This is a genomic window from Bacillus nitratireducens, assembly GCF_001884135.1.
Taxonomy (GTDB): Bacteria; Bacillota; Bacilli; order Bacillales; family Bacillaceae_G; genus Bacillus_A; species Bacillus_A nitratireducens.
Genome location: NZ_MAOC01000020.1, coordinates 455,298 through 481,250 on the forward strand (window position 1 = coordinate 455,298; position 25,953 = coordinate 481,250).

The 25,953-nt window shown below is 35.1% G+C and carries 28 protein-coding genes and 1 other annotated feature; of the genes, 19 read left to right on the plus strand and 9 right to left on the minus strand.

The annotated features are described in order from the left end of the window. The first annotated feature begins 220 nt into the window (after positions 1-220). From BAU23_RS07915 to BAU23_RS07925, 3 genes are all read left to right on the plus strand, one after another. Entirely contained in the window at positions 221-418 is a 198-nt protein-coding gene (locus BAU23_RS07915; RefSeq protein ID WP_000737855.1) for a PspC domain-containing protein, read from the plus strand. A gap of 496 nt (positions 419-914) precedes the next feature. Beyond that, positions 915-1,658: an amidohydrolase family protein gene (locus BAU23_RS07920; RefSeq protein ID WP_071733987.1), complete on the plus strand. Its 744-nt coding sequence runs from the start codon at positions 915-917 to the stop codon at positions 1,656-1,658. 85 nt (positions 1,659-1,743) lie between these two features. Then, the gene (locus BAU23_RS07925; RefSeq protein WP_000497512.1) at positions 1,744-2,661 is read left to right on the plus strand and encodes an AEC family transporter; all 918 of its coding nucleotides are present in this window, start codon (positions 1,744-1,746) and stop codon (positions 2,659-2,661) included. A 220-nt stretch (positions 2,662-2,881) separates the two neighbouring features. Here the strand turns inward: BAU23_RS07925 and BAU23_RS07930 are convergent, their stop codons facing one another. From BAU23_RS07930 to BAU23_RS07960, 7 genes are all read right to left on the minus strand, one after another. After that, on the minus strand, positions 2,882-3,355 hold the full coding sequence (locus tag BAU23_RS07930; RefSeq protein ID WP_071733989.1) for a precorrin-2 dehydrogenase: 474 nt from the start codon (positions 3,353-3,355) through the stop codon (positions 2,882-2,884). After that, entirely contained in the window at positions 3,348-4,058 is a 711-nt protein-coding gene (locus BAU23_RS07935; protein ID WP_071733992.1) for a sirohydrochlorin chelatase, read from the minus strand. The genes BAU23_RS07930 and BAU23_RS07935 overlap by 8 nt, the downstream gene beginning before the upstream one ends. Continuing rightward, a complete protein-coding gene (locus tag BAU23_RS07940) occupies positions 4,058-5,479 on the minus strand; it encodes a uroporphyrin-III C-methyltransferase (RefSeq protein WP_071733994.1) in 1,422 nt (473 codons plus the stop codon). The genes BAU23_RS07935 and BAU23_RS07940 overlap by 1 nt, the downstream gene beginning before the upstream one ends. Before the next feature lie 58 nt (positions 5,480-5,537). Continuing rightward, the gene (gene nirD, locus BAU23_RS07945) at positions 5,538-5,855 is read right to left on the minus strand and encodes a nitrite reductase small subunit NirD (protein ID WP_000616698.1); all 318 of its coding nucleotides are present in this window, start codon (positions 5,853-5,855) and stop codon (positions 5,538-5,540) included. Between the two features lie 15 nt (positions 5,856-5,870). After that, on the minus strand, positions 5,871-8,276 hold the full coding sequence (gene nirB / locus BAU23_RS07950) for an NADPH-nitrite reductase large subunit (protein ID WP_071733996.1): 2,406 nt from the start codon (positions 8,274-8,276) through the stop codon (positions 5,871-5,873). A 243-nt stretch (positions 8,277-8,519) separates the two neighbouring features. Continuing rightward, on the minus strand, positions 8,520-9,227 hold the full coding sequence (gene ric / locus BAU23_RS07955) for an iron-sulfur cluster repair di-iron protein (RefSeq protein ID WP_000401370.1): 708 nt from the start codon (positions 9,225-9,227) through the stop codon (positions 8,520-8,522). 202 nt (positions 9,228-9,429) lie between these two features. Continuing rightward, positions 9,430-10,425: an excalibur calcium-binding domain-containing protein gene (locus BAU23_RS07960; RefSeq protein ID WP_071733998.1), complete on the minus strand. Its 996-nt coding sequence runs from the start codon at positions 10,423-10,425 to the stop codon at positions 9,430-9,432. A 208-nt stretch (positions 10,426-10,633) separates the two neighbouring features. Between BAU23_RS07960 and exsG the strand changes: the two genes are divergently transcribed. The 3 genes from exsG to BAU23_RS07975 all read left to right on the plus strand — a co-directional run bounded on the left by exsG (position 10,634) and on the right by BAU23_RS07975 (position 13,118). Then, positions 10,634-10,786: an exosporium protein ExsG gene (exsG, locus tag BAU23_RS07965; RefSeq protein ID WP_000395676.1), complete on the plus strand. Its 153-nt coding sequence runs from the start codon at positions 10,634-10,636 to the stop codon at positions 10,784-10,786. A gap of 248 nt (positions 10,787-11,034) precedes the next feature. Beyond that, positions 11,035-11,244, plus strand: a complete 210-nt coding sequence (locus tag BAU23_RS07970; protein ID WP_071734037.1) for a hypothetical protein — start codon at positions 11,035-11,037, stop codon at positions 11,242-11,244. 269 nt (positions 11,245-11,513) lie between these two features. Beyond that, on the plus strand, positions 11,514-13,118 hold the full coding sequence (locus BAU23_RS07975; RefSeq protein ID WP_000512305.1) for a lipase family alpha/beta hydrolase: 1,605 nt from the start codon (positions 11,514-11,516) through the stop codon (positions 13,116-13,118). 194 nt (positions 13,119-13,312) lie between these two features. On the opposite strand, the gene BAU23_RS07980 is transcribed toward BAU23_RS07975, so the two are convergent. Then, positions 13,313-13,861, minus strand: coding sequence for a preprotein translocase (locus BAU23_RS07980; RefSeq protein ID WP_071733999.1), 549 nt, complete (start codon positions 13,859-13,861; stop codon positions 13,313-13,315). Positions 13,862-14,392: 531 nt separating this feature from the next. On the opposite strand from BAU23_RS07980, the gene BAU23_RS07985 reads away from it, so the two are divergent. Further along, positions 14,393-14,668, plus strand: coding sequence for a stage V sporulation protein S (locus tag BAU23_RS07985; protein WP_000427797.1), 276 nt, complete (start codon positions 14,393-14,395; stop codon positions 14,666-14,668). Positions 14,669-14,897: 229 nt separating this feature from the next. On the opposite strand, the gene BAU23_RS07990 is transcribed toward BAU23_RS07985, so the two are convergent. Continuing rightward, complete coding sequence (locus tag BAU23_RS07990; protein ID WP_071734001.1) at positions 14,898-15,806, minus strand: hypothetical protein; 909 nt, start codon at positions 15,804-15,806, stop codon at positions 14,898-14,900. Between the two features lie 109 nt (positions 15,807-15,915). Between BAU23_RS07990 and BAU23_RS07995 the strand changes: the two genes are divergently transcribed. The 12 genes from BAU23_RS07995 (at position 15,916) to BAU23_RS08050 (ending at position 25,943) form a co-directional block, all read left to right on the plus strand. Further along, a complete protein-coding gene (locus tag BAU23_RS07995; protein ID WP_071734003.1) occupies positions 15,916-16,563 on the plus strand; it encodes an HD domain-containing protein in 648 nt (215 codons plus the stop codon). After that, positions 16,560-18,455, plus strand: coding sequence for an ABC-F family ATP-binding cassette domain-containing protein (locus tag BAU23_RS08000; RefSeq protein WP_000783175.1), 1,896 nt, complete (start codon positions 16,560-16,562; stop codon positions 18,453-18,455). The genes BAU23_RS07995 and BAU23_RS08000 overlap by 4 nt, the downstream gene beginning before the upstream one ends. A gap of 75 nt (positions 18,456-18,530) precedes the next feature. Then, entirely contained in the window at positions 18,531-19,262 is a 732-nt protein-coding gene (locus BAU23_RS08005; RefSeq protein WP_001260634.1) for a Bax inhibitor-1/YccA family protein, read from the plus strand. A 97-nt stretch (positions 19,263-19,359) separates the two neighbouring features. After that, entirely contained in the window at positions 19,360-19,611 is a 252-nt protein-coding gene (locus BAU23_RS08010; RefSeq protein WP_000660072.1) for a DUF4318 domain-containing protein, read from the plus strand. Between the two features lie 161 nt (positions 19,612-19,772). Continuing rightward, positions 19,773-20,111 carry a single-stranded DNA-binding protein gene (locus BAU23_RS08015; protein ID WP_000982022.1) on the plus strand — a complete coding sequence of 113 codons (339 nt, stop codon included), beginning with the start codon at positions 19,773-19,775 and terminating at the stop codon, positions 20,109-20,111. A gap of 165 nt (positions 20,112-20,276) precedes the next feature. Further along, positions 20,277-21,404, plus strand: coding sequence for a conserved virulence factor C family protein (locus BAU23_RS08020; protein WP_071734005.1), 1,128 nt, complete (start codon positions 20,277-20,279; stop codon positions 21,402-21,404). Positions 21,405-21,407: 3 nt separating this feature from the next. Further along, positions 21,408-21,791 (plus strand): thiol-disulfide oxidoreductase DCC family protein, encoded by a 384-nt coding sequence (locus BAU23_RS08025; RefSeq protein ID WP_000634904.1) that lies wholly within the window; start codon positions 21,408-21,410, stop codon positions 21,789-21,791. A gap of 82 nt (positions 21,792-21,873) precedes the next feature. After that, on the plus strand, positions 21,874-22,308 hold the full coding sequence (locus BAU23_RS08030) for a BrxA/BrxB family bacilliredoxin (RefSeq protein WP_071734007.1): 435 nt from the start codon (positions 21,874-21,876) through the stop codon (positions 22,306-22,308). Positions 22,309-22,357: 49 nt separating this feature from the next. Beyond that, positions 22,358-23,134, plus strand: coding sequence for a class I SAM-dependent methyltransferase (locus BAU23_RS08035; RefSeq protein WP_000637431.1), 777 nt, complete (start codon positions 22,358-22,360; stop codon positions 23,132-23,134). A 40-nt stretch (positions 23,135-23,174) separates the two neighbouring features. Continuing rightward, positions 23,175-23,389, plus strand: a binding site (T-box leader). A 44-nt stretch (positions 23,390-23,433) separates the two neighbouring features. Beyond that, positions 23,434-25,122: an arginine--tRNA ligase gene (gene argS, locus BAU23_RS08040; RefSeq protein ID WP_071734009.1), complete on the plus strand. Its 1,689-nt coding sequence runs from the start codon at positions 23,434-23,436 to the stop codon at positions 25,120-25,122. A gap of 243 nt (positions 25,123-25,365) precedes the next feature. Then, entirely contained in the window at positions 25,366-25,695 is a 330-nt protein-coding gene (locus BAU23_RS08045) for a DUF2085 domain-containing protein (RefSeq protein WP_002094625.1), read from the plus strand. A gap of 29 nt (positions 25,696-25,724) precedes the next feature. Next, the gene (locus BAU23_RS08050; RefSeq protein ID WP_000498597.1) at positions 25,725-25,943 is read left to right on the plus strand and encodes a hypothetical protein; all 219 of its coding nucleotides are present in this window, start codon (positions 25,725-25,727) and stop codon (positions 25,941-25,943) included. The last annotated feature ends 10 nt before the right edge of the window (positions 25,944-25,953 follow it).

Genomic DNA, 25,953 nt, shown 5'->3' on the forward strand with positions numbered 1-25,953 from the left:
TAGGATTCGCCACGTTGTATTGCGATCTTACCAAACGCTTGTTTTCTAAAATAATGTGGTTTTAAAATGAAAAACAGAAGGTTTATGGGATTTTATGTTAAAATATAGACAGCAGATGTTATTCAATTAAAGGGCAGGTTAGTTAAAGAAATCTTAAATCTCTTCCAAAGATCGCACTAATTTTTAGCATACAAATATTTAATTGGATTGGGGTGTTTAGATGAAAAAATTATATAAGTCCACTCAAGATAAACAAGTATCAGGTGTATTAGGTGGCTTAAGCGATAAGTATGGAATTGATGTTAGTATCCTTCGAATAGTAACGGCATTATCAGCCTTTTTTACTAGTGGATTAACAGTGTTACTTTATATAATAGCTGCAATTGTTTTGCCTACAGATAAAGAAATTAAGGGATAAATGTATGAACTTAAATCTAATTCCACAATCGAGAACTCTGTTTTTTGTCTATTGAAAGTTTCCAAAGTAAAAGCAACAGTACGATTGTTAAAAAACTGAAATGAACAAACGAAAAATCCTCATAAAACATTCGGAATATATCGAGAACGAAAATAATAACTTTTGAATGGAACGATGACTATTGATCGCTAACGAATCGATAAATAGTCGCTCCTTTCTAAAAACTATATATTTATATATAAAAATTAATGTAAATATATAGAAATATCCCGAAATTTTAAAAATATATGACGGTATTTATAACAAGAAAAAACTTCATATTTTTTTAGGGCCAGATTTTTTGGAAAGGCTAATGGATATTGTGAAAAAGTACACTTAAAATAAAGAATAAAGTTTAGGTCGATAAGATAAAATTATGAATTTGTATAAATAATCCATAATTTTCTTTATGAGTCATATTTGATATGTTAAAGAAAAGAGAGGGGAGGGAAATGAAATGAGAATTTTTGATGCACATTTTCATATTATTGATTTTAATTTTCCGATTATTGAGAACCAAGGGTATTTTCCACCCAACTTTGTTGTAGAAGATTATCAGAATGAATCTCCTAATTTAAATGTAATTGGTGGAGCGATCGTATCTGGTTCTTTCCAAGGGTTTGATCAAGAATATTTATTAAAGGCACTAAAACAGTTGGGTTCAACATTTTGTGGCGTAACACAATTACCTTTTACAGTGACGGATGAAGAAATACTAAATTTAAATGAAAATAGGATAAAAGCATTACGCTTTAATATTAAAAGAGGTGGTTCAGAAGATTTATCGAAGCTGGATTACTTTGCTAGAAGAGTTCATGATTTAGTAGGATGGCATAGTGAGCTTTATATGGATGCAAAAGAGTTGCCCGAAATTGCATTCACTATAGAAAAATTACCAGCTATATCAATTGACCATTTAGGGTTATCAGAAGAAGGTTTACCACATTTATTAAAACTAGTTGATAAAGGGGTACATGTGAAAGCTACTGGTTTTGGTCGTGTCGAATTAGATGTTGAGAATGCCTTAAAGTCGATTTATGAAGTTAACCCAGATGCACTTATGTTTGGAACAGATTTACCATCTACAAGAGCAAAAAGACCTTTTGAGTATGGAGATATCAAATTGATTCAACAGCTATTTGATGAACAAGCTACCGATAACATCCTGTATACGAATGCTTTTAAATGGTATTTTGGGTAGCGTCAGGGTCTACATTTGAATTAAATGTGTCCATATTTAGTAAAGCGTTTAATCCAACTAAAATATATTTAGAATGAGGTTTTAAATGTTTGTTTTTATTATATTAGACGTAATATTACCAATATTAATATTGATGCTAATTGGTGCAATCTTACAAAGAAAGTTCCAATTTAACTTAAAGCAGCTATCTACACTTATTACTTATTGCTTGATGCCAGCGGCTGTATTTGTGAATATATATGATATTAGTATAGAAACAGGTTTGTTGCTCCAGATAATATACTATTTAATGCTTTACAGTCTGAGTGTGATGATAGTAAGTCATTTCATTTCAAAAACATTAAAGTTAGAAAAAGGAGAAAGTGCAGCTCTAAAAAATAGCATTTCGTTAATGAATTCCGGTAATTATGGATTACCAGTAAGTCAATTGATTTTCAGTCACAATCCAGTGGGGGTTTCCATTCAGATTTTCATTGTGATTTTCCAGAATCTTTTAACTTATTCATATGGGATATATAACTTATTATCAGCAACAAAAACAATCGGAAGTATTATTCAATCATTTCTAAGACTGCCTGTATTTCATGCACTCATATTAGGGGTTCTCTTTCAATCTTTTACAATTCAAATACCTAATTCTATCTTTCTACCTCTTAATCAGCTTGCGAATAGTTTTGTTGCAATAGCACTCATATTGCTAGGAGCGCAATTATCCAACATTAAGCTTAATTTTTTCCATCGAGTCATAACATGGGCTTTAATTGGAAGATTATTAATGGGACCATTATTAGCACTTGCCATGATATACCTACTAAACATTGATGGTATTGTTGCACAATCATTATTTATTGCAAGTTCTTTTCCTACTTCAAGAAATACATCAACCATTGCTATGGAGTATCAAATAGAGCCTGAATTACATGCACAAATCGTTTTATTTTCAACACTTTTCAGCATTATTACAGTAACTGTCGTTATTTATTTGTCATATATTTTGTTTTGAATATACGTGCAAAAACGAATAGATTTGAGGCGGTAAATGATGGACTGAAATCCCATCGATATGAGAAGAAAACAGTCTTTGATATATTAGGTGTCGTTTACAATTGTACCATGCCTGATAATCAAGCGGCTTAATTCAAAAAAGGAACCAAAACAAAAAGAACAAACGCTTCTAAAAAACGTTTGTCCAAAGTTAATTACTATTTTAATTAAGTGATAGATTACGATTTATGTGTACGAGAAAGCTTTTTTATAAGCTTAGGAAGTATAGATGTTAGTTCCTGCTTCATACGCTTTGTAAACGATGGATCTTTACCTGAAGTAGAAATAGTGACAACAGAATCATCATTTCGGATGACACCAGGTGTGTGAAACGATGATTCTGTACCATCACTGACAACGTTAACCCATTGGAAATCATGAGCAGCCTGTTTGACCATCATATTTACAGCATGTTGATTTGTAGCTGCATAAATAAGGTGAGCATCTTTAATATCATCATTACTAAAAGTTTTTTGCTTCCAAGTAATATAAGGAAGTTCCGTCATTTCCTCGCAAATTTCTGGGCTGATAACGGTGACAAAAGCGCCTGTATCTTTTAATCCAGACGCTTTCCGATATGCAATTTTACCACCACCAACTATAACAACCACTTTTCTATCTAAATTAAACATAAGAGGGTACATGTTATACATACACACATTCCTCCATTCGTTCTAATAATGTTAACTTCATATATGTATCAAACTGAAGACAGTTGCAAGTCGTAACGTGATCATATTTTTTTGTATGCAACTTAATTTTTTGAAGCAACAATCCGGTAAAGAGAAGATACGGCATGACATATACATGGGACGCAGTCGATGTTATAGTCTTGAGCTCAGCGGTAAAAGAGGGAGTTCCTTTCGTTAAAAAGGAGCACGATACTGACATACCGAGTTTTTGTTCGACAGCTGCTCCGATTTGTTGTAACTCATAAATAGGCCGTGGATCACTACTACCTCGTCCTACGAGTAAAACGCTACTACCTTGCATTGGCATAGTTTCACGTATTCTTTTTACTACAAGTTCAACCATATGTGGATGCGTACTAAAAGGTGGTACAACTGAAAATGTTATATGTGGATATTTCTTTTGTAGTTGCTCTATTTCAAAAGGAATATCACGTTTATAATGAGCTGCCGCAAATAGTAAAACAGGTACAATCATTATTTCAGTTGCGCCCTCTAGTATCGTTTCTGTAACTGCATCAGAAATGGTAGGTGTTGTTAGCTCTAGAAAAGCTATTTTTTGAATCCGTTCGTTACGTTCTTTCATAACAGATTGAATAAAGTGAATGAATTGTTCGTTACCTTCTTGCAGGCGACTACCGTGTCCAACATATACAATTCCTTTCATCATACCACCAAATCTTTCTTCATAATAATGTCTTGTAATTGCTCATCTACATTATGAAACCCAACTTTATTCGCATAGTGTAAAGTTGGAACGTCGGTATACGAGAAGGGAAGAGTAAGGATATCGATAAAGCCTAGGCGTTTTACTTCTGATAGAAACGTATCAATTGAAGCACGGCCGTCAAACACAATGCTATCCCATGAGAATTCAGAAAGCATACGAGAATGAATTTCATCGAAACGATGATCAATTGTATACTCATGAGTCATCATATATGACCCGGCACCAATTTTCTCTTGAATAAAAGCAATCCGATTAATATTTCTTCCTAAATAAACAGTTGTATCGGAAGAGAACTCTGCTTGTTTACTTAGTAGCCCATATTGCATTAGTTTTTCTTGAGTGGCAACGTTCATATACTGCAGCTTCGCCTGTAAGGAACGAATATCTTTCTGGTGTTTACTACTTAATCGCATCAATATTTCTACACTTTCAGCTGAACAAAATACAATACGCTTAACGTTAAAAATTTCATTGATTTGTTCAGGGGTTAATGTGTATTCTTTCTTTTTGAAAGTTGGAATTTGATATATTTCTGCACCGGCTTCTTGTAACTTTTGCTTCGCTAAACTTGTTTTATTTGTTGCGGATGCAAATAAAACTTTTTTACCATGTAATGGTTTACGTTCTTTCCAAGCGATTTGATTACGTAAGGAAACGACATCACCAACAATTGTCATAGAAGGGTTAGAAATATTTTCGTTTTGGACGACATGAACTATTGTTGATAGTGTCCCTGTGACAACGCGCTGCTTTCCAGTTGTACCCCACTCAATGACTGCTACTGGCGTATCTGTTTTCTTTCCTGCTTGTAGTAAGCTTTCACAAATTGTAGGTAAGTTTTTTATACCCATGTAGTAGGCGATCGTGTCGCTATTGTGGGATGAATTATATTTTCCATGATCGGTTAAAGGACCTTTTGCATGCCCAGTTAGTAAAGTCACGCTATTACTGTAATTACGGTGGGTGAGGGGGATACCTGCATAGCTACTAGCGGCGATACTAGATGTAATACCTGGTACAATTTCATATGGAATGTTCGCTGCTGCTAAAGTTTCTGCTTCTTCACCAACACGGCCAAAAATAGAGGGATCGCCGCCTTTTAAGCGGACAACGGTTTTTCCTTCTTTCGCAAATTGAAGGAGGTGGGCGTTAATCATTTCTTGTCGCATAGTATGATTTTTCGGCATTTTTCCGCAATAAATAAGTTCGCATGTTTCTTTCGTATAATTAAGAAAGGTAGGATTTAATAAGCGGTCATATAAGACAATATCTGCACGCTTTAAGCAATCTATCGCTTTCTTTGTAATAAGCCCTTCATCACCTGGTCCTGCACCAACTAAATATACATATCCGTTCATAATCGCACCTCATCAATTTTTATTTAAAAGGAAGCCAGAGGAGGCTTCCTTTCGTAAATTACATGTATATATAAATGTCACCATCAATAACTTCTACTTCATACGTTTGAATACAGCCGTCATCAGGTTTTTGAACTTCACCTGTTAGTAATGAAATTTTCCAATCATGTAGTGGACAAAAGACGAATTCTCCAGATACAATTCCTTCTGCTAACGGTCCGTTTTTATGAGGACAACGATTTTCTACAGCTCGAATATCGCCATTTGAAAGGCGGAATAGGGCGATAGACATACCTTTTATTTGCACCTCTTTACCGATTTGAATAGGAAGGTCTTCCGCACGCATAACTCTTATTTTTTCTTTCGTTTGTATCATATAGATCACAGCTCCTTATTTCACAGTTTCTACTTCATACATCGCTTTTAAAGACTTCGTTTCTAGTGCTTGTCCCCAAGCTTCCGTATATGTGCTACGAGCTGTTTGGAAACGCTCATTTAACATCGTGACCTTACTTGTATCTTGTAGTATTTCTTTTATGTGATCGAAGCCTAGTCGTTCTGTCCAGTAAGCAGTACGTTCCCCGTAAATACCAGTTTCACGATAATATTGCATGTAAGCTGTAGCGATGCGAAGGACATCTTCTTCAGTAGGGACGATCATTACAAAATCAGCTTCGCGTACTTCTGTACCACCATTTCCGCCGATATAAAGTTGGAATCCATTTTCAACACAAACAACGCCAAAATCTTTCGTCAGTACTTCCGCACAGTTACGCGGACAGCCCGTTACACCCATCTTCATTTTATGGGGTGTATCTACCATTTCTAATGACTGTTCAAGGAGCATACCAAGTCCTAGTGAATCTTTCGTACCGAAACGACAGAAGCGAGAACTGACACATGATTTTACATTACGAAGCGATTTTGAATACGCATATCCAGAAGTCATATGTAAGTCAGCCCATACGTTAGGTAAATCTTGTTTCTTAACACCATATAAGCCGATTCGGCTCGCACCTGTAATTTTCACGAGAGGAACGTCATATTTTTTTGCGACTTCAGCAATTTTCATTAAATCATCTGCCGTTGTAACGCCTCCGTACATACGTGGAATAACAGAAAATGTACCATCATGCTGGATGTTACCATTCATTCTTTCATTAACGTAACGTGACGATTTATCGTCTGCATATTCTTCTGGAATCGCCATACGTAAATAGTAGTTTAAAGCAGGACGACATTTTGAACAGCCATCTTCATGGGCAAAACCAAGAACATTTCGTACTTCTTTTGGAGATTTTAAACCTTTCTCGTGAATGGCCGCTACGACTTCATCACGTGATAAAGTTGTGCATCCGCACATACCAGCAGATTGTGCAGAGGCATCAAAAGCATCTCCGAGTGTATGAGCTAGAACTTGTTCCACAAGTGGACGACATTTACCACAAGACCCTGCGGCTTTCGTGCATCCTTTAACTTCTTCAAAAGTAGTTAACTCTTGCTCTAAAATGGCATGAACAATTGTACCTTTCGTAACGCCATTACATCCACAAATTGTGTCATCCGCACTCATTGTAGCAACGTCAAGTTCACTTTCTTCACCAGCTTTGTGAAGAAGGGAAGCGGCTGTATATTCTTGTATATCTTCTTCTTTCTTTAACATGCTAAAGAGGCGTGTACCGTCAGCTGTATCACCATATAAAACGATACCAACGACTTTATTGTCACGAATTAATACTTTTTTATAGGAACGTTTACATTCATCAAAGATTGATATTGCTTTCGTCTGATCATCTTCATATATTTGGCCAGCAGAGAATAAATCACAACCTGCAACTTTTAATTGTGTACCGACGATACTGCCCGTATATCCATTCGTTTGTAAATTCGTTATATGTTTCGCTAATATTGCCCCTTGTTCATAAAGAGGGGCAACTAGACCGTATGCGATACCGCCATGTTCTGCACATTCCCCAACTGCATAAATGGATTCATCATTTGTTTGCATATAGTCGTTGACTACAATGCCGCGATTTACAAGTAAACTAGCATCTTTTGCTATTTGCGTATTCGGACGTATTCCGACAGCCATTACGATTAAATTACAATCTACAACTTCACCATCTTCAAATTGAATGCCCTCAACATGATCTGTACCAAGAATCTTTACAGTTTTCTTTTCCATTAGAAACTTCATGCCTTGCGCTTCTAAATCTTCACGCAATAGGGAAGCAGCTTTCGTATCTAGTTGTTGCTCCATTAAGCTAGGCATTAAATGAACAACATGTACGTCCATTCCTAAGTCAATAAGACCTCTTGCGGCTTCTAAACCGAGTAATCCACCACCAATGACAACGGCCTTTTTCTTTTCTTTAGCGGTATCCATCATAAATTGTGTATCTTCAATTGTTCGAAATCCTGTTACACCAGGAAGGGTGGAACCTTCAACTGGTAAAATAAAAGCACTAGAACCTGTTGCGACAATGAGTTTGTCGTATGTAAGAGTACGATTTTTTTCTGTGACAATGACTTTTTCCTCGCGGTTAATACTTTGAACTCTCTCGTTTGTATTTAAAGTTATTTCGTTTTCTTCGTACCAACTATATTCGTTCATAATGATATCTTGCATATTTGTTTTGCCTTGTAGAACATGAGAGAGCATAATGCGATTGTAGTTTGGATGTGGTTCATCTCCAAAAATAGTAATCTCATATGAATCACTATCATGTTTTAATATTTCTTCCATACAGCGTATTCCAGCCATACCATTTCCGATCATAACTAAACGTTTTTTCATATTCATTTCCCTTTCTATGTGAAATGCTGAACAAATTATTATATTTTCATTATAGAAAATCAAAAAAGGGGAAGATGTGATATTTATCACACTTTTATAATGATTCACAAATTGTTAAAATTCGGATTTATGTGAAGGGAGAAGCGAAAGGGAATATGGGTAGAGGGGGAGGGGAAGTATAAATATATTCCATACAATAAAAAAGCAGGACATGAGCATTTATACTCATGTCCTGCACTTTATTTATGCTTTTGTAATTGCACGTGGAAATAAAATATTATTTTCTAAATGAATATGCTCAAATAAATCAGATTCAATGGCTTCAAGGCGCTGGTAAACAAGGCGATAAGTGCCGCAAGCTCCTTCTGGTGGAGTAAAGTCATTTGTCACCTTACGAAGTTCTTTTATAATATTTCCGGCGTGGCTATGTTCATTTTCCAACTCATCTACTACTTTGCGTAACTTTTCATAGTTTTCATCAGTTGGATTTTGTTCAAATTCTAAAATTAATGGGAAATCTTCCGTTTCTTCTTTAATTAAATGCTGTTCTAATTCCATTTTAAGTTCATGAAATAGCTTATGGATTTGAGCTAAATGAGGTTGATTTGCTCCATGAACACGTAACACTTTCGTCACATATGGACTTAGCTGTGGCAACTCTTCATTTAAATAGCGATGATGCTTATTAATTACATAATCAATCAATTCGCGATAAGAAGCATTTTTCCAATCAATTTCAGATTCATTTAATAGTTTCGTATTATGATAAAGCGTATTTAACTCTGTAATTACCTCAGAAGCCGATAAATTTCTTTCATTAATTGCATCAATCAGTGGTCTATTACCACCACAGCAAAAATCTATTCTATATGATTTAAAAAGATCACTAGCTTTTGGGAATTGTGTAACAATCTCACCAACAATTGAAGTTTCAGTAAATGTATGTTCCATATGAATGCCTCCATAAAGTTTAAATGTAATATCTAAATTAAGAATAGCGATAAATGAAAAATAATGTGGTGATTGAAATCACTTTTTATGTGTCTGATTTGAGAATAATAAAATGAGTTTTATAAAAGGAAGAGGAGGGGCATTCGTCGCAATAGTTTCTGATAATAAAAAAAGAAGCTTACTAGAAGCTTCTTTTTTACTACTATTTTTCACATGCAACTCCATCGCCATCACGATCAAGTTTAGAGCTATAACCTGGTTGGTCTCTATATAAAGGAGCTTTCCCAGCAGCTCTAACTGCATCACAATTTTTGTAATATGCGTTACTTGTATTTCCTGAAGCAGGTTTTGTTTGAGTTTGCTGTGCTTTTTGTTGTTCCTGTTGTACGCGAGCTTGTTCAGCGGCTTGACGTTGTTGCTCTTCTTGTTGTTTGCGGGCTTGCTCAGCGGCTTGACGTTGTTGCTCTTCTTGCTGTTTACGAGCTTGCTCAGCGGCTTGGCGTTGTTGTTCTTCTTGTTGTTTACGAGCTTGCTCAGCAGCTTGGCGTTGTTGTTCTTCTAGTTGTTTACGGGCCTGTTCTTCAGCTTGACGCTGTTGCTCTTCTTGTTGTTTACGGGCTTGTTCTTCAGCTTGGCGTTTCTCATCCTCTTGCTTACGAGCTAGTTCCTCAGCTTGACGTTTCTCATCTTCTTGCTTACGAGCTAGTTCCTCAGCTTGGCGTTTCTCATCTTCTTGCTTACGAGTTTTTTCGTCCGATTCTTTCTTTTCTAATTCCTTTTTCTTTTCGTCATCTTTTTTCTCTTCACTATTAGAAGCAACTTGTTTATTCGTTGCTGTCGTTTTTTCAGAAGAAGGACTTGAAATACCTGATAGCGCAACAAAAATGACAAATAAAATAGCTGTGATAATAAATTGTTTTTTTGCTACACCTGTCTTTTTAATTACGGATAAGATTGCTAGAACAAGGAAAAAAATAAATAAAATTAAACTTAAAGTAGCAAAAAAATCGATGACTGGGTGTTCAGATTTTGTAGTGCCCATTCCTATTAAGAGAATTGAAATCATAAAAAGAATAACAGTAGGACGACCATATTGTTTTGTTTTTCCAGTTTTCTTAAAGAATGAAATAATACATAGTATTAAAAGAATAAAAGCTATAAAAAATAAAACTGCACCAATATTACTCAAAATCGCCATTTTTATACCTCCATTTGTAAGATTTTCTCTATAGATTATATAGGAATTTATTGGATATTACACGTTTTATATTAATTTAGAAAATTACTATTTTTAATGGACATATAAACATTTATTTTGTATATAAGGAAAAATAGATATATTTACTATTACTTTTTGAAAGAGATTTCATAAATTATAGTATATCGATTGAAAGGAGGAGATTTGAATGGAATTTCAATTATTAGTGAATTGCGTGTTACAAGAAGGGAATGCTTACTTTTTAGTAACAAAAGTAGATGATGTTATTACGTTGAAAGTGCCAATTACAGCAGGAGTAGCAGGTTTATTCTTAGCTTTAGGTGTACCAAGATGTTCTTAATCTAGCTTTTGATAGTAAAAGGATGGGGGACAAGCCTTATCCTTTTACTATTACATAATTTTTTTATGTAAACTAAATGAGCTGTTTTCAGTTTTTTAATATTATTTTTGCCATAGCACGTTTAAAACAGACATGCATATACTATAATGTTTCATTGGCCTTTGATGAGAAACGATAGTTTTAAAAAGTGTATCGAAAGTAGAAGTGGTACTTTTTTAATAATGAAAAAATATGAGGTGCTAGTATATATGAAAAGACGGACGTATGATATTCCAGTCACGTTGCGAAGAGAATGGTTTTTAATAGAGTTAGCGCATTTAACAAAGAAATACGGAATTGAAATTGCAACTAGTAAAATAGAAGATGCACCATTTCTAAGAGATAAAGTTACAGAATTGAAAATAGGAGCTGGTTTGCAGTACGATAAATATGATGATGAGTACATCATCGAGTTTTAAACAAAGAAGCTGCGTATAAAAGGTTATTAAAGAAACCTTTTATACGCAGCTTTTTTTGTAAAGAGAAAGCTTTATTGAGAAATATTTAAAACGATTCTTGCAAAAAGGAATGAAGGAATGTTGAGAGAATAACGTTTGATAAGAAAGGAATGTGGCTATTAATTTCTTATTCAAATGTATCGTAAAAGTAATTGATTAACTGGAATTTAAAACAATTGGTGTTCAATGTAATGATGGCGCTTTCTTTCAAGAGGAAAAGGGGGATTTTAATGGGGATTATGAAAAGGTGTATCGTATTACTTATTGTACTTTGTTTTATGAGTCCGATGGTTGTTAGTACAAATGTACACGCAGAGGTTGTAACAGAGCTTAAGACTGGCTTTCCAAATCAAGAAGTATTTACTCCTGGAGAATGGTTTTTAGGTCAGAAACCTGCTAATTATGATGAGAATAAATCACCAATTCTCTTTGTACAAGGAAGAAATGGTAATGCGGATAGTTGGTATGGAAAGACAGTATATCATGATATGAATGATATGTACGATTATGCTTTGAAAGCAGGCTATCAAACTGTATTTATTCAATTATATGATGCCGCGGGGAAAGGATCTGCTAGCCAATGGGACAATGGAAAATTGTTAGCACAAAAGCTTGAAGAGATTTATAATCATTTTGGCAAAAAAGTAAATATTGTAGCTCACAGTAAAGGTGGTATCGATACACAAGCTGCGTTAGTTGGATATGGAGCGAATCGATTTGTTGGAAATGTTATTACGCTTGCCACTCCACATTACGGATCAAATTTAGCGGATTTATCATATAGTTGGTGGGCGGGGTGGCTTGCCTCTATATTAGGTCAAAAAGATGATGGGACATATTCATTACAAATAGGTGAAATGGCAAAGTTTCGTTCTACAATAGATAATAATCCTGCAGCTAAATTAAACCGTTACTATACGGCTACTGGGACAAGCTGGGGACCTGTTTTTTCAGCATTATCTATGGGTGGGTTGTATTTGTCATCATACGGTTCTAATGATGGGTTAGTGAACGAATGGAGTGCTAAGTTACCATATGGAACACATTTATTTACAGATTCACGGTTTGATCATGATAATATACGAAAAGGTTCAGCTGTTTTCGCACGAATTGAACCATATTTACGGACAGCGAATGTACCAGTACCGGTTTTATTAGCCCCAAGTAATAGTTCAGAGGAAAAGGTAGAACAATTAAACACAACTTCTAATCAAGCTATTTTAGGAGGAGAGTTGTCACAAAATCAGTGGGTAGGACAAACTGTCGCAGTTGATAAAAAGGCAGAAGGGGTAGTTTCTGTTTTAACAGCTTCTTCGGATGTAGAAATACAACTAATTTCTCCAAAAGGAAAAGTTTATACAAATAAAGATAGTGCTGTATCTACTGGTGAAGGCGAGTCTTTCTTTAAAGGAGCGACTATAAGAACATTTAAATTTGATAAAATGGAAGCAGGAGAATGGCAAGTTAAAATGATGGCGAAGCAACCGAATGATGCATATTTAATCGTAACCGATTACAAAAAAGATGCTCCGTTCGTCCTTCAAATGCCGGCAAAAGTTAAAGTAAATAAAGCAGAGTATAAACTCAAAAAATCACCTGTAGCTCCAGAAATGAAAGGCGATCTTTCAGTAACAGTAAGAGTAATTAATAAAGATGGAAAGTTAGTTTCTGAATCAAATGAATCGCAAAATATTAATACAAATACATTTACAGGTGCTTTGAAAAATATAGAACAGCCGGGTGTATATAACGTGACAATTGATATAAAAGGGATGAATAAGGAAGGACAACCTTATAATCGTACGATAGTTAAGTCGGTTTATGTGGAGAAGTAGGAAAGAATGAATAGGTTTTAATAAAAAAAGTGCCGAATTCTTGTGGTAGAAGGATTTCGGCACTTTTTCATATTTAGTAAATGAATAGAAAAGTGAAATGGAAGTTTATGTTGTATAAGAGGACGATAGGAATCAAAAAACGTTATGCAATAAAAAAAGATACTAAATTAGTATCTGAATGTGAGGGAATAGTATTAACTTAGTTTTGTAACTGTTAATTCAACTGAATTTATACCATTATCACAAGTTACAATACTTTGATGATTGAAACCACTATTATTTCTAAGTTGAAGAGTTGAATTAGCAGGTACCGTAACAATAGTTTCGCCAACTAGTTGAAGGCATTCGTTATTTGATGAAGTATTCATTTGAAAAGCGAAATCACCTTGACTATTAGCAAGTGGATTGTTATTTAAAAATATAGTTATGACTGGAATATGGGGAAATACAGGATTTAACGTAGTGTTAATACTTGAAATGAAAGAAATTCTATAATCACCAGCTTTACTAAATTGTATAGTAGTCGGATTTAGTAAGGAAACTCCTCCTGCCAAAGGGCCAACGTGATTAAACGGAAAAGAACCGCCAAAAGGAACCGTGATAAACTCAGTTTGCCAAAAAGTGCCGTAAGCAGGCTTAGATGATTTATGTGAATGGTCGCATGAACATTTTTTATACGAACTGGAAGATTGATGGCATGAACACCTTTTATATGAACTTGAAGAATGATAGTATGAACCCAATATATTACCTCCTATTATTAATAAATGTATAACGCATAGTAGTTTATGCAATCGAAAAGCAATTGGCGTGTATACTTGTCCATATATAAGGTAATAGATTTGGGATAAAAAGCTGGCATAATATAAAGTGCTCTAATGAGGAGATATAGTTTTCAAAAAAATGGAGTTAGAATATTCTATGTAATGAACTTTGGAGAAGAAAAAGGGTGAATATTTAGCAGATAACTCTATCCAAGGTTTTAAAATGTTGAAGTATTTAAACTTTAAGATAGTATATCGCCAAAGTAAAGAAGAGAAGTATTTAAAGGACAGCATTTTAGTGAAACAGAGAAATGGATAAAGCGATGATTAAGTTTTTAACTTAGTCGTCGCTTTTTATTTATGTAGTTGTGCAGGAAGAAGGCAAAAAATATCGAATGAATGTAATTATACAGAATTGTTTGTATTTAGTATGAATAGTAGTTAAAGATACGTTAGTTATATTTCAAACAGTAAGAAAAGAGAGATTAAATAATAGAGGGAGCAACTTACATGGAAAATATATTAAAGGTATCCTCAAAATCAAGTCCGAATTCAGTGGCAGGTGCAATAGCGGGTGTACTAAGAGCAAGTGGCAATGTAGAAATCCAAGTAATTGGAGCTGGTTCTTTAAATCAAGCGATTAAAGCGATTGCGATTGCAAGAGGTTTTGTCGCTCCAAGTGGAATTGACTTGGTTCTTGTTCCAGCGTTTCAAGAGGTTACTATCGATAATCAAGAAAGAACAGCAATCAAATTAATTGTAGGTCCTAGAAGGAAAAGGTCTTAATAGCGAGCACTAATATAAGGGGATTTGAAAAGGTCAATAGACTTCAAAAAGTTAGAAACGTTATTTCATTTGACAGTTCCTTGGGCTTGGATACAGTATTGTACCGAATTCATGACTTTTAATTTCTACCTATAATTATCGGGTTTTTCTAGAAACTTAAAAATGCCAAATCCTTTGTGACATAAGGGATTTGGCATTTTTGAAGTTTTTATGTTTTTTTAAATAAATACTAAAACTGCTCATTCTTCTCCCAAGATTCCACAATATAATGTGCAATCGTCGGATTAAATCCTTTACCAACTAAGAACATAATCGCAGCAACTTCTGTTAAAGCATGTTTGTGTGATGTATGTTTTGCTTCATTTAAACCGTAATCTACCCAAGGTTTTACGAAATCTAGTACAGGTTTCTTTAAAGGTAAAAACTGTGTACCGACAACTTGTTGGATTTGTTGTTGCGTCGGTTCTGTGATAGGTCCAGGTGGTAAAATTTGAGGCTGTGTAATATCAAATGTAGGTCCTGGTGGTAAGATTTGCGGTTGGGTAATATCAAGTGTTGGGCCAGGTGGTAAAATTTGTGGTTGTGTCGGATCAATCGTTTGTGGTGCCGGTGGTGAAACTCGTGGATCATAGTTTGGTTGATACATTTGAGGCTGAGTTGCGTATGGATTTTGTTGATATTGTTGTTCCTGATTTTGTGGTGTCACATATGGATTTTGTTGTTCTTGATGTTCTTGATGTTCTTGATGTTCTTGATGTTCTTGATGTTCTTGATGTTGCGGTGCTGTATATGGATTTCGCTGATATTGTTGTTCCTGATTTTGTGGTGTCACATATGGATTTTGCTGATATTGATGTTCTTGATGTTGCGGTGCTGCATATGGATTTTGCTGATATTGTTGTTCTTGATTTTGTGGTGATGCATATGGATTTTGAGGATATTCATAATTTGGACGTGTGTCATATGGATTTTGTTGATATTCAGCTTCTTGATTTTGCGGTGTTGCGTATGGATTTTGTTCGTATTGTTGTTCTTGCTGTTGAAGCTCTTGTTCCTCATACTGTTCTGTGTGTCTTTGTTCCTGTTGTTGAGGGTAAAATGGTTGTTGTGGATAAGGTGGTTGATTATTATAGAACATTTTGATTCCTCCTTCATAATGATGCCTACCACCTAGTGTATGGGCGGACAAGAAAATATGTGATGAAAAAATGTAGGCGTGTTACAATAAGTAACTGGGTGAAGATAAAATGATAAAACAAGAAAAAATAAAAAAGACAATAACTTTCGTAAAGCATATTTTAGAAAAAGATGCGAGTGGGCATGATTGGTATCATATTGAACGCGTACATAAATTGGCGATTTCTTTATCCGAGCAAGAAGGAGGAAATCGTTTTATAATTGAAATGGCAGCATTACTTCACGATGTGGCAGATGAGAAGTTAAATGATAGTGAAGAAGCAGGAATGAAAAAAGTTTCTGATTGGTTAGAAGAGTTACATGTTGAAGAAGAGGAAAGTAAGCATGTTCTTCATATCATTGCCAATATGTCTTATAAGGGTGGTCACGGTGGCACAGTTGAGTCACTTGAAGGGAAAATTGTTCAAGATGCGGATCGCTTAGATGCTCTTGGTGCAATTGGAATAGCTCGTACATTTGCATATGGCGGAGCAAAAGGGAGATTAATGTATGATCCTACTATTCCGCCACGTGAAGTAATGACGAAAGAAGAGTATAGAAAAAATAACGATCCATCTTTAAATCATTTTTATGATAAACTTTTAAAATTAAAAGACTTAATGAATACGAACGCGGCAAAAAAAGAGGCTGAAGTTCGTCATCGTTATATGGAACAGTTTATTGAACAATTTATGAAAGAGTGGAATGCACAAATATGAAAATGTTAACTGTGGAGAACTTATCGAAATCATACGGAGAAAAACCGTTATTTGATGGATTATCATGTAGTATTACAGAAGGACAACGTGTCGGAATTATTGGTGTAAATGGTACTGGTAAATCGACATTATTAAAAATTATTGCAGGGTTAGAAACTCCTGATACAGGTGATATGACGCATTCACGCGGATATACAATTAGTTATTTATCACAGCAACCAGAATTTGATGAGAAACTAACAGTATTAGAGCAAGTATTCCATGGTGATACACCTTTAATTCGTCTTCTTCGTGATTATGAAAAAGCACTATTAAATATCGAAAAAGATCCAAGTAATGAAAAAGTACAGGAACAATTATTTGCAGTGCAGCAACGTATGGATGCAATGAGTGCATGGGAAGCAAATGCAAATGCGAAATCCCTTTTAACAAAATTAGGAATTACAGATTTCACTGCAACTGTTGGAAATTTATCTGGTGGACAGAAAAAACGTATCGCAATGGCACAATGTTTTATTGAAACACCTGATCTATTAATTTTAGACGAGCCTACGAACCATCTTGACCATGAGACAGTTGAATGGTTAGAAGAATATTTAGCAAGATATACAGGTGCGGTATTACTTGTAACCCATGATCGTTATTTCTTAGATCGTGTGACAAACCGTATTTTTGAATTAGATAACGGTAAACTATATAGCTACGAAGGAAACTATAGTACATTTTTAGAAGCGAAAGCACTTCGTGAAGAGCAAGAATCGGCACAAGAATCAAAACGCCAAAATTTATATCGTCGTGAATTAGCATGGATTCGTCGTGGTGCAAAAGCCCGTTCTACGAAACAAAAGGCACGTATTCAGCGTTTTGATGAGCTAAAGGGACAAGAAGGACCAGCTGCAAAACAGTCAGTTGATATTGCACTTAGTGGAAGTCGTCTAGGAAAGAAAGTACTTGAGTTAAAAGATGTAACGAAAAAATTTGGCGATAAGACGGTATTACATAATTTTAATCATATTGTGAAACCAGGCGATCGTATCGGAATTATTGGGGCGAATGGAAGCGGGAAATCTTCTCTATTAAATATGCTTGCAGGCAAGTTATCTCCTGATAGTGGAGAAGTTGAAGTAGGACAAACTGTAAAAGTTGCTTATTATACGCAAGAAAATGAAGAGATGAATTTAAATCAGCGTATGATTGAATACATTAAAGAGATTGCAGAAGTTATTCATACAACAGATGGAAAAGTCATTGGTGCATCTCAAATGTTAGAACGTTTCTTATTCCCGACGCATTCACATGGTACACCGCTTGGTAAATTATCTGGTGGTGAAAGAAGACGTTTATATTTATTACGTATTTTAATGGGAGAACCAAACGTACTATTACTTGATGAACCTACGAATGATCTAGATACACAAACATTAACAGTACTAGAAGATTATTTAGAAGATTTCCCAGGTGTCGTTTTAACTGTATCGCATGACCGTTACTTCTTAGATAAAGTAGTAGATGAACTGTTCATCTTTACTGGCGGAGGCGAAGTGCGAGAGTTCTTAGGTAGTTATACAGATTATTTAGAAATGGAAAAAACGAAAGAACTTATTGAGAAAGCGGAAGTTCAAAAAGAGAAAAAAGTAGTAGAAGAAGCTCCAAAACAACAACGTAAACGTAAACTTTCATACAATGAGCAGCGTGAATGGGAAACGATTGAAGATACTATTGCCGAGCTAGAAGAGAAAATTGAGTCAATTGGAGAAGAACTTTCGAAAGTTGGATCTGACTTCACAAAGGCACAAGAATTATCTGAAGCACAGCAGAAAACAGAAGAAGAGCTAGAAAAAACGATGGAAAGATGGAGTGAACTATCAGACATCGTTGAAGGATTAAAATAAAAACAAGCTGCATATATTGAAAAGTAAAGAGAAAAACTTTACACTATTGGTAGAACCTATTTTAGGAGGGAAAAAATGAGAACATCTAATCCAATGTTGAAAAAAGACGCATTTCGTAAAGAGGGAGCAAGTGCTTCTGCGATGACTATTGGCGGAACAGTAGGCAAAACGTTTATCATGCTTATCTTGCTGCTTGCAACGTCTGTCTATTCATACATACAGATGACGCAAGGTACGATGAAGATGCCAGTATTAATTGGCGCTTTAGTTATTGCGGCAATCGTCGCATTTGCGTCTATATTCTTCCCGCGCATATCACCTATTGGTGCACCAATCTATGCAGCGGTAGAGGGAGTTGTATTAGGAAGTATTTCAGCGGTTTATACAATGAAGTTTGGCGATTCTATCGTTTTAAACGCTGTATTACTAACAATCTCAATTCTATTTGCAATGTTGGTGTTGTATGCAACACGCATTGTAAAGGTAACTGATAAATTCCGTACGGGTGTAATTGCGGCTACAATGGGAATTATGGTTATGTATTTAATCGTATTCTTATTAAACATGTTCGGTGTAACTGTTCCATATATTCACCAAGGCGGAACTATCGGTATTATCATTAGTGCGGTTGTTATTGTAGTAGCTGCATTAAATTTATTACTAGATTTCGATTTAATCGAAAGTGGTGCACGTAGTGAAGCTCCAAAATATATGGAGTGGTACAGTGCAATGGGTCTAATGATGACTCTAGTATGGTTATACTTGGAAATTCTTCGTTTTGTTTCTTACTTTACGAAAAATGACTAATAAAAAAATCCTGCATGAAATGTGCAGGATTTTTTATTTTCAAAGATATATTGAAAATATGGATGTTATCAGCTTGAACTGAAGAGGGTGAAGGAATATGAAAGAGAAAAAAGGGATTATGAAAAAACTATTTTCTAAAAGTTTTTTCATAGAACTAGATAACGCTTTAACATATCCGTCAGCAGAAGTCATTCGTTCAGCTATTGAAGGATATGCGACAGAATGTAATGAACAATTGAAATTTGAGAGTAAAGTTAAACCGATTACTTTTTACTTAGAAAATGTAATGTACCGCGCTGAAATAAAGATGGCTCGCGGAGGATATTACATATCTTGCAGTGAAGTATAATATTTTTGGAGACCTTACATGTTTAAACTATGTAGGGTTTCTTTTTTTGATTTGTAAGATATAAAGTAATAATTTTTGCTTACAAACATATCATTTTGTGCTTTTTACCCTTCCAACATTTTTCTTTACAATGAAGAAAAATATGTGAGGTGGTATAACTTATGATGAATCGAGTTGTATTAATCGGTAGATTGACAAAGGAGCCAGAATTATACTACACAAAACAAGGTGTCGCTTATGCACGGATATGTGTTGCGGTGAATAGAGGTTTTCGAAATAGTTTAGGTGAACAACAAGTAGATTTTATTAATTGTGTTGTTTGGCGAAGGTCGGCTGAAAATGTAACAGAATATTGTACGAAGGGCTCACTTGTTGGGATTACAGGGCGTATTCATACGAGTAATTACGATGATGAACAAGGAAAGAGAATATATAGAACTGAAGTTGTGATTGAGAGCATTACATTTTTAGAGAGAAGGCGGGAGAGTGCATCGCAATAATGTTAGACTTTTAACTATAGTTTCGGATTAATTAGGTGGAAAGAGAAAGAATGAAAAATTATGATGATGGGAAGAAATCAGCAAAATTAAGCATCCGAGTAGGAGTATAAAGGGGTAACATGTTACAATACAGCTAAGAACACGCAATAAAGGAGAGTTTTTTACGTGAAGATTAAAGCAATTGAACCGACGCCAAGTCCAAATACAATGAAAGTTATTTTAAATGAAGTATTACCATCAGGAGCGCGTAATAATTATACAAATGAAAATAAAGAACAAGCACCAATGCAAGTGCAAGAAATTTTGAAAATTGAAGGCATTAAAGGTGTATACCATGTAGCAGACTTTTTAGCAGTGGAGCGAAATGCGAAGTATGACTGGAAAGTTTTATTACAACAAGTTCGTGCCGTTTTTGGTGAAGAAATAGTGGAAGAAAGCGCAGAACAACAACTTTCTCATTTTGGAGAAGTGAAAGTGTTTGTTCAAATGTTCTTTACTATTCCGATGCAAGTGAAGTTAACAGATGGAACAACGGAAGAGCGTGTAGGCTTACCTGATCGTTTTAAAGAATCTATTATGAAAGTGCAAATGTCTGCACCTAACGTTGTGAAAGAGCGCAAATGGGTAGAGCAAAGTACACGTTACGGTAATTTTGAAGAAATCGGGAAAGAAGTAGTAGAAGAAATTGTTGCTGCTTATTCAGAAGAACGTGTAAATGAAACGGTTAAAGAACTATTGAATCAAGCGGGTGCTGTTGAAGTAACGATTCAAAAGCGTGAGCCATATAAAGTAACAGAAGAGATGATGAAAGATTCTGACTGGAAAAACCGTTTTGCGGCTTTAGAACAAATGGATCCTACTGAAGAAGATATGCCGATATTGAAAATGGCATTAGAGGATGAGAAAATTTCAATCCGCCGTTTAGCAACAGCGTATTTAGGTATGGTAAAAGGTGATGGAGTATTGCCGTTATTATATAAAGCGCTATTAGATCGTTCAGTAAGTGTTCGCCGTACAGCAGGAGATTGCTTATCAGACGTAGGTGATCCAGCAGCGATGTTCGTTATGATTAAATCTCTGAAAGATTCAAGTAAATTAGTACGCTGGCGTGCAGCAATGTTCTTATTTGAACTTGGTGATGAAAGTGCAATTCCGGCACTAAAAGCAGCAGAAGATGATCCAGAGTTTGAAGTGGCGATGCAAGCGCGTTTAGCTTTAGAGCGTATTGAAGGCGGAGAAGAAGCAAAAGGTTCTGTATGGAAACAAATGACGGAGTCTCGTAAAGGGGAATAATGTATGATTGTTTTCTATGATAGTTGGTGTCCGATGTGTACAGCAGTTGCAGAGCGTACGAAAAGATTAGATAAAAAGGGTAAGATGAAATTTGTTTCATTTCGAGATGAAGATGTAGTTGAGAAGTATGAACTGTCTCAAGAATTACAAAGTAAGATGGAACAAAGATTGTATATTTTAAAAAATAATAAGTGGTATGACGGAATTCATAGCATTAACGTATTAGCAAAGTCCGTTCCATCTTATTGGTTTGCAGTGCCTTTTATAAAGCTATCTATCGTACTTGGATTTGGAAGTAAAGTATACGATTATATCGCTAACAATAGAAAACTTGTCCCAGTTGGACACTGCCGTGAAGGGGTTTGTGAAATCCCTACAAAAAAATGAAATCATCGTTATCTTTCTTTTGCACCTATTAATAGAGCGTGATATGATGAATTTGGAATGAAAGTTGAAGGAGAGATACAAGATGTCAAATGCTTATGAAGAATACATGCGTCAAATGGTAATTCCAATGCGCCAAGAATTAGTGCGTTCTGGATTTGAAGAGTTAACTACAGAAGAAGCTGTAACAGAATTTATGGAAAACGCAACAGGTACAACTTTAGTAGTTGTAAACTCAGTTTGCGGTTGTGCAGCTGGTTTAGCGCGCCCATCAGCAGGTCAAGCGGTTGTACGTGCTGAAAAACAACCTAAGCATCTTGTAACTGTATTTGCAGGTCAAGATAAAGATGCTACTGCTAAAATGCGTGAATACTTCGGAGAAATTCCTCCATCTTCACCATCTATGGCATTATTAAAAGGAAAAGAAGTTGTTCACTTCATTCACCGTCATGAAATTGAAGGTGCAACTATGGACGAAATTATTACGAACTTAGAACAAGCTTTCGAAAAGAATTGCTAAAGTAGGGGGAGAGTGAATCTCCCTCTTTTCTTTATATAGAGGTGAAACAATGATAGTAACAACAGCAGGAAGAACAAATAAAGAAATGACAGCTTATGCACATAAGGTAGCAGCAGAATTAAATAGTTCTTTCGTTATACGTAATGATATACCTGTACATAAATTGCATGAACAGCATGAACAAGATGTGCTGGTTGTAGGGAAAAATCGATTAGCTATTTATCCGAAAGGTACGGAAGAGTCGTTTTTCTTTCATCCGAACTCAGCGATGTTTCGTGTAAAAAGGTTAATGCGCGGAGAGCACGATCCGTTTGTACAAGCTGCTAAACTAGAGCGCGGAATGACAGTGTTAGATTGTACGCTCGGTATGGCATCAGATAGTATTGTAGCTAGTTATATTGTTGGTGAAGGCGGAAGAGTAACAGGACTTGAAGGAAATGAATATATGGCTTACATAATGGAAAAAGGCTTGCAAACTTGGTCTTCGTCCGTTGCAGAAATTGATGAGGCAATGCAAAGAATCGATGTAAAGCAAACAGAGCATTTTGCATTTTTAACGCAATGTGAAGACAATAGTTATGATGTTGTTTACCTCGATCCGATGTTTGAAGAAACTGTCATAGAATCAGATGGAATAAAAGGGTTAAAACACTTCGCTTTGTATCATGATATTACTGACGAAACAATTGCGGAAGCGAAGCGTGTGGCGAAAAAGCGTGTCGTTCTGAAAGATCATTTCCGTAGTTCTAGATTTGAAAAACATAATTTTCACGTATACAAAAGAAAAAGTGCTAAGTTTCACTTTGGTGTAATTGACCCTTGCTAATTGTGTGAAAAGATGTATAATAAGCAATAATTAATTAAATATACTGTCGGTGATGAAGAGAGTAGTCTTTTTCAGAAGGAAAGCGAGCTAGGGGTGGTGTGAGCCTAGTGCGGAAGAAAAAGATGAAGCGCACTTCGGAGATGCTTCTTGAATGAATAGTAGAGTAAGCCGAGGCCCCCTGTCCTCGTTATAAACGGGAAAGTGGTTCGTAATGAACAACAAGGGTGGTACCACGGGTTAAAACTCGTCTCTTTTTTAGAGACGAGTTTTTTGTATTCAAAAAATAAGGAGGTTGTAGTATGGATTATAAAACGCAGTTTGCAAAAAGTTTATCGAATATTTTTACGAATGAATTAAAGAAAAATCAAATTTTAGATTTAATTGAAACACCAAAACAAGATGAATTCGGAGATGCAGCGTTCCCATGCTTTTCACTAGCGAAGCAATATAAAAAATCACCAGCTATTATCGCAAAGGAAGTTGCAGAAAAATTAAATGATCCGTTCTTTACGAAAGTAGAGGCCGTTGGTCCTTATGTAAATATATTTTTCAACCGTGAAACTGTAAGTGATGAAGTATTAAAAACGATTTTAGCTAAGAAAGAAGAGTACGGTCAAAACCACTTTGGGTGTGAAAAAACGGTAGTTATTGATTACTCATCCCCAAATATTGCAAAACCTTTTTCGATGGGGCATTTACGTTCTACAATGATAGGAAATTCGCTGAAACATATCGCCGAAAAATGTGGCTATGAAGTTGTAGGGATTAATTATATTGGCGATTGGGGAACACAGTTTGGAAAATTAATTACCGCATATAAAAAATGGGGAAATGAAGCAGTAGTTAAAGAGGATCCAATACGTGAATTGTTTAAGTTATATGTTCAATTCCATGAAGAGGTAAAAGAGAACGAAGAACTAGAAGAAGAAGGTCGTGCTTGGTTTAAGAAATTAGAAGAAGGTGATGAAGAAGCAGTCGAGCTTTGGAATTGGTTCCGTCACGAATCCTTAAAAGAATTTTCTCGCATATACGAACTTCTCGGTGTAGAATTTACTAATTTTCAAGGAGAAGCTTTTTATAATAATTTAATGGAAGATTTTATTGGGATTTTAGAAGAACATGATTTGCTTGAAGAATCAGAAGGCGCATTAGTCGTTAATTTAGAAGAAGAGGGAATGCCGCCATGCTTAATTAGAAAATCAGATGGTGCGACTATTTATGCAACACGTGATTTAACGGCGGCTTTATATCGTCAAAACACATATGGATTTGATAAAGCACTTTATGTAGTTGGACCAGAACAAAGTTTACATTTTAATCAATTTTTCACTGTATTAAAAAAGCTAGGCTTTACTTGGGTTGATGGAATGGAACATGTACCGTTTGGATTCATATTAAAAGACGGTAAGAAAATGTCGACACGTAAGGGCAGAATTATTTTATTAGAAGAAGTGCTAGAAGAAGCTGTTGCACTTGCGGAACAAAATATTGAAGAGAAAAATCCGAATTTAAAACAAAAAGAAGAAGTGGCAAAGCAAGTAGGTGTTGGAGCAGTTATCTTCCACGATTTAAAAAATGAGCGTATGCATAATATTGAATTCTCATTAGAAAATATGTTGAAATTTGAAGGGGAAACAGGACCGTATGTACAATACACACATGCACGTGCTTGCTCTATTTTAAGAAAAGAAAGTGTAGAATTTGAAACGTGTACGTTTGCATTAAAAGATGATTATAGCTGGAGTGTCGTAAAATTACTTAATAAATTCCCACAAGTAATTGAAGCAGCCTTCAACAAAAATGAGCCATCAATCATTTCGAAATACGTATTAGATGTAGCACAATCGTTTAATAAATATTATGGTAATGTTCGTATATTAGAAGAGAGCGAAGAAAAAGACAGCAGACTTGCATTAGTGTATGCTGTGACGGTTGTATTAAAAGAGGGGTTACATTTACTTGGTGTGGAGGCACCTGAGGAGATGTAAAATAATAATTTTGTGCTTATGCGCCGTGAGAAATATTCATATTACTTTACTAATAAACTGCAGATCAAATTAAAGTGTAATATTGTAACAAAAAGAAGAATCAGGCGATCATTAACCTGATTTTTCTTTTTGTATTCTCTTGAATAAATTCTTATCTATAAAATGTTATACGCTGCGAAGTGTAAGAAATCTATAATTTTGTTGCGAAATCAATTAAAATATTTGTAGAGAGGATGGTCCGTATTGATTCGAGGTTTCATTTTACACATTCCTTGTCATAGACTACCGGAAAGGAGTTTTCTTAAACTACAAAAATACATGCCTTTATGTGCGCGATGCTCAGGTATGTTTATTGGTTTATGTATGTTTCCAATTTATTTTTTAATAACACCTTCGTTTAGTCTCTCATTCATGCTATCCTTTTTTGCTCAAATTCCATTATTAATTGATGGATTCACCCAAAAGTGGAAATGGCGAAGCAGCACAAATTTGCTAAGAGTAACTACCGGCTTATTAAGCGGTAATGGTATGGGACTATTTATTGCATCTAGTATTATATGGATTACATCTTAAACCGCATATCAACGGAGGTAGCTACTTACATGTTTTGGATTTATATAATTCTAATTTTTATATCAGGTGGAAGTGGAATTGGTTTTATTATTCATGAAAAATATATAGAAGCAACAATAGCTTTTGTTATCTGCGTATTATTTATGGTGCTACTATATTTTTATTTAAAAAGAAGCAAAAAAAAGAGAAATTTAGATTGTGACGTAATAGATTGTACCGATTGCTCAGATTGTGATTGTACTATTTAAACTTCTGCTT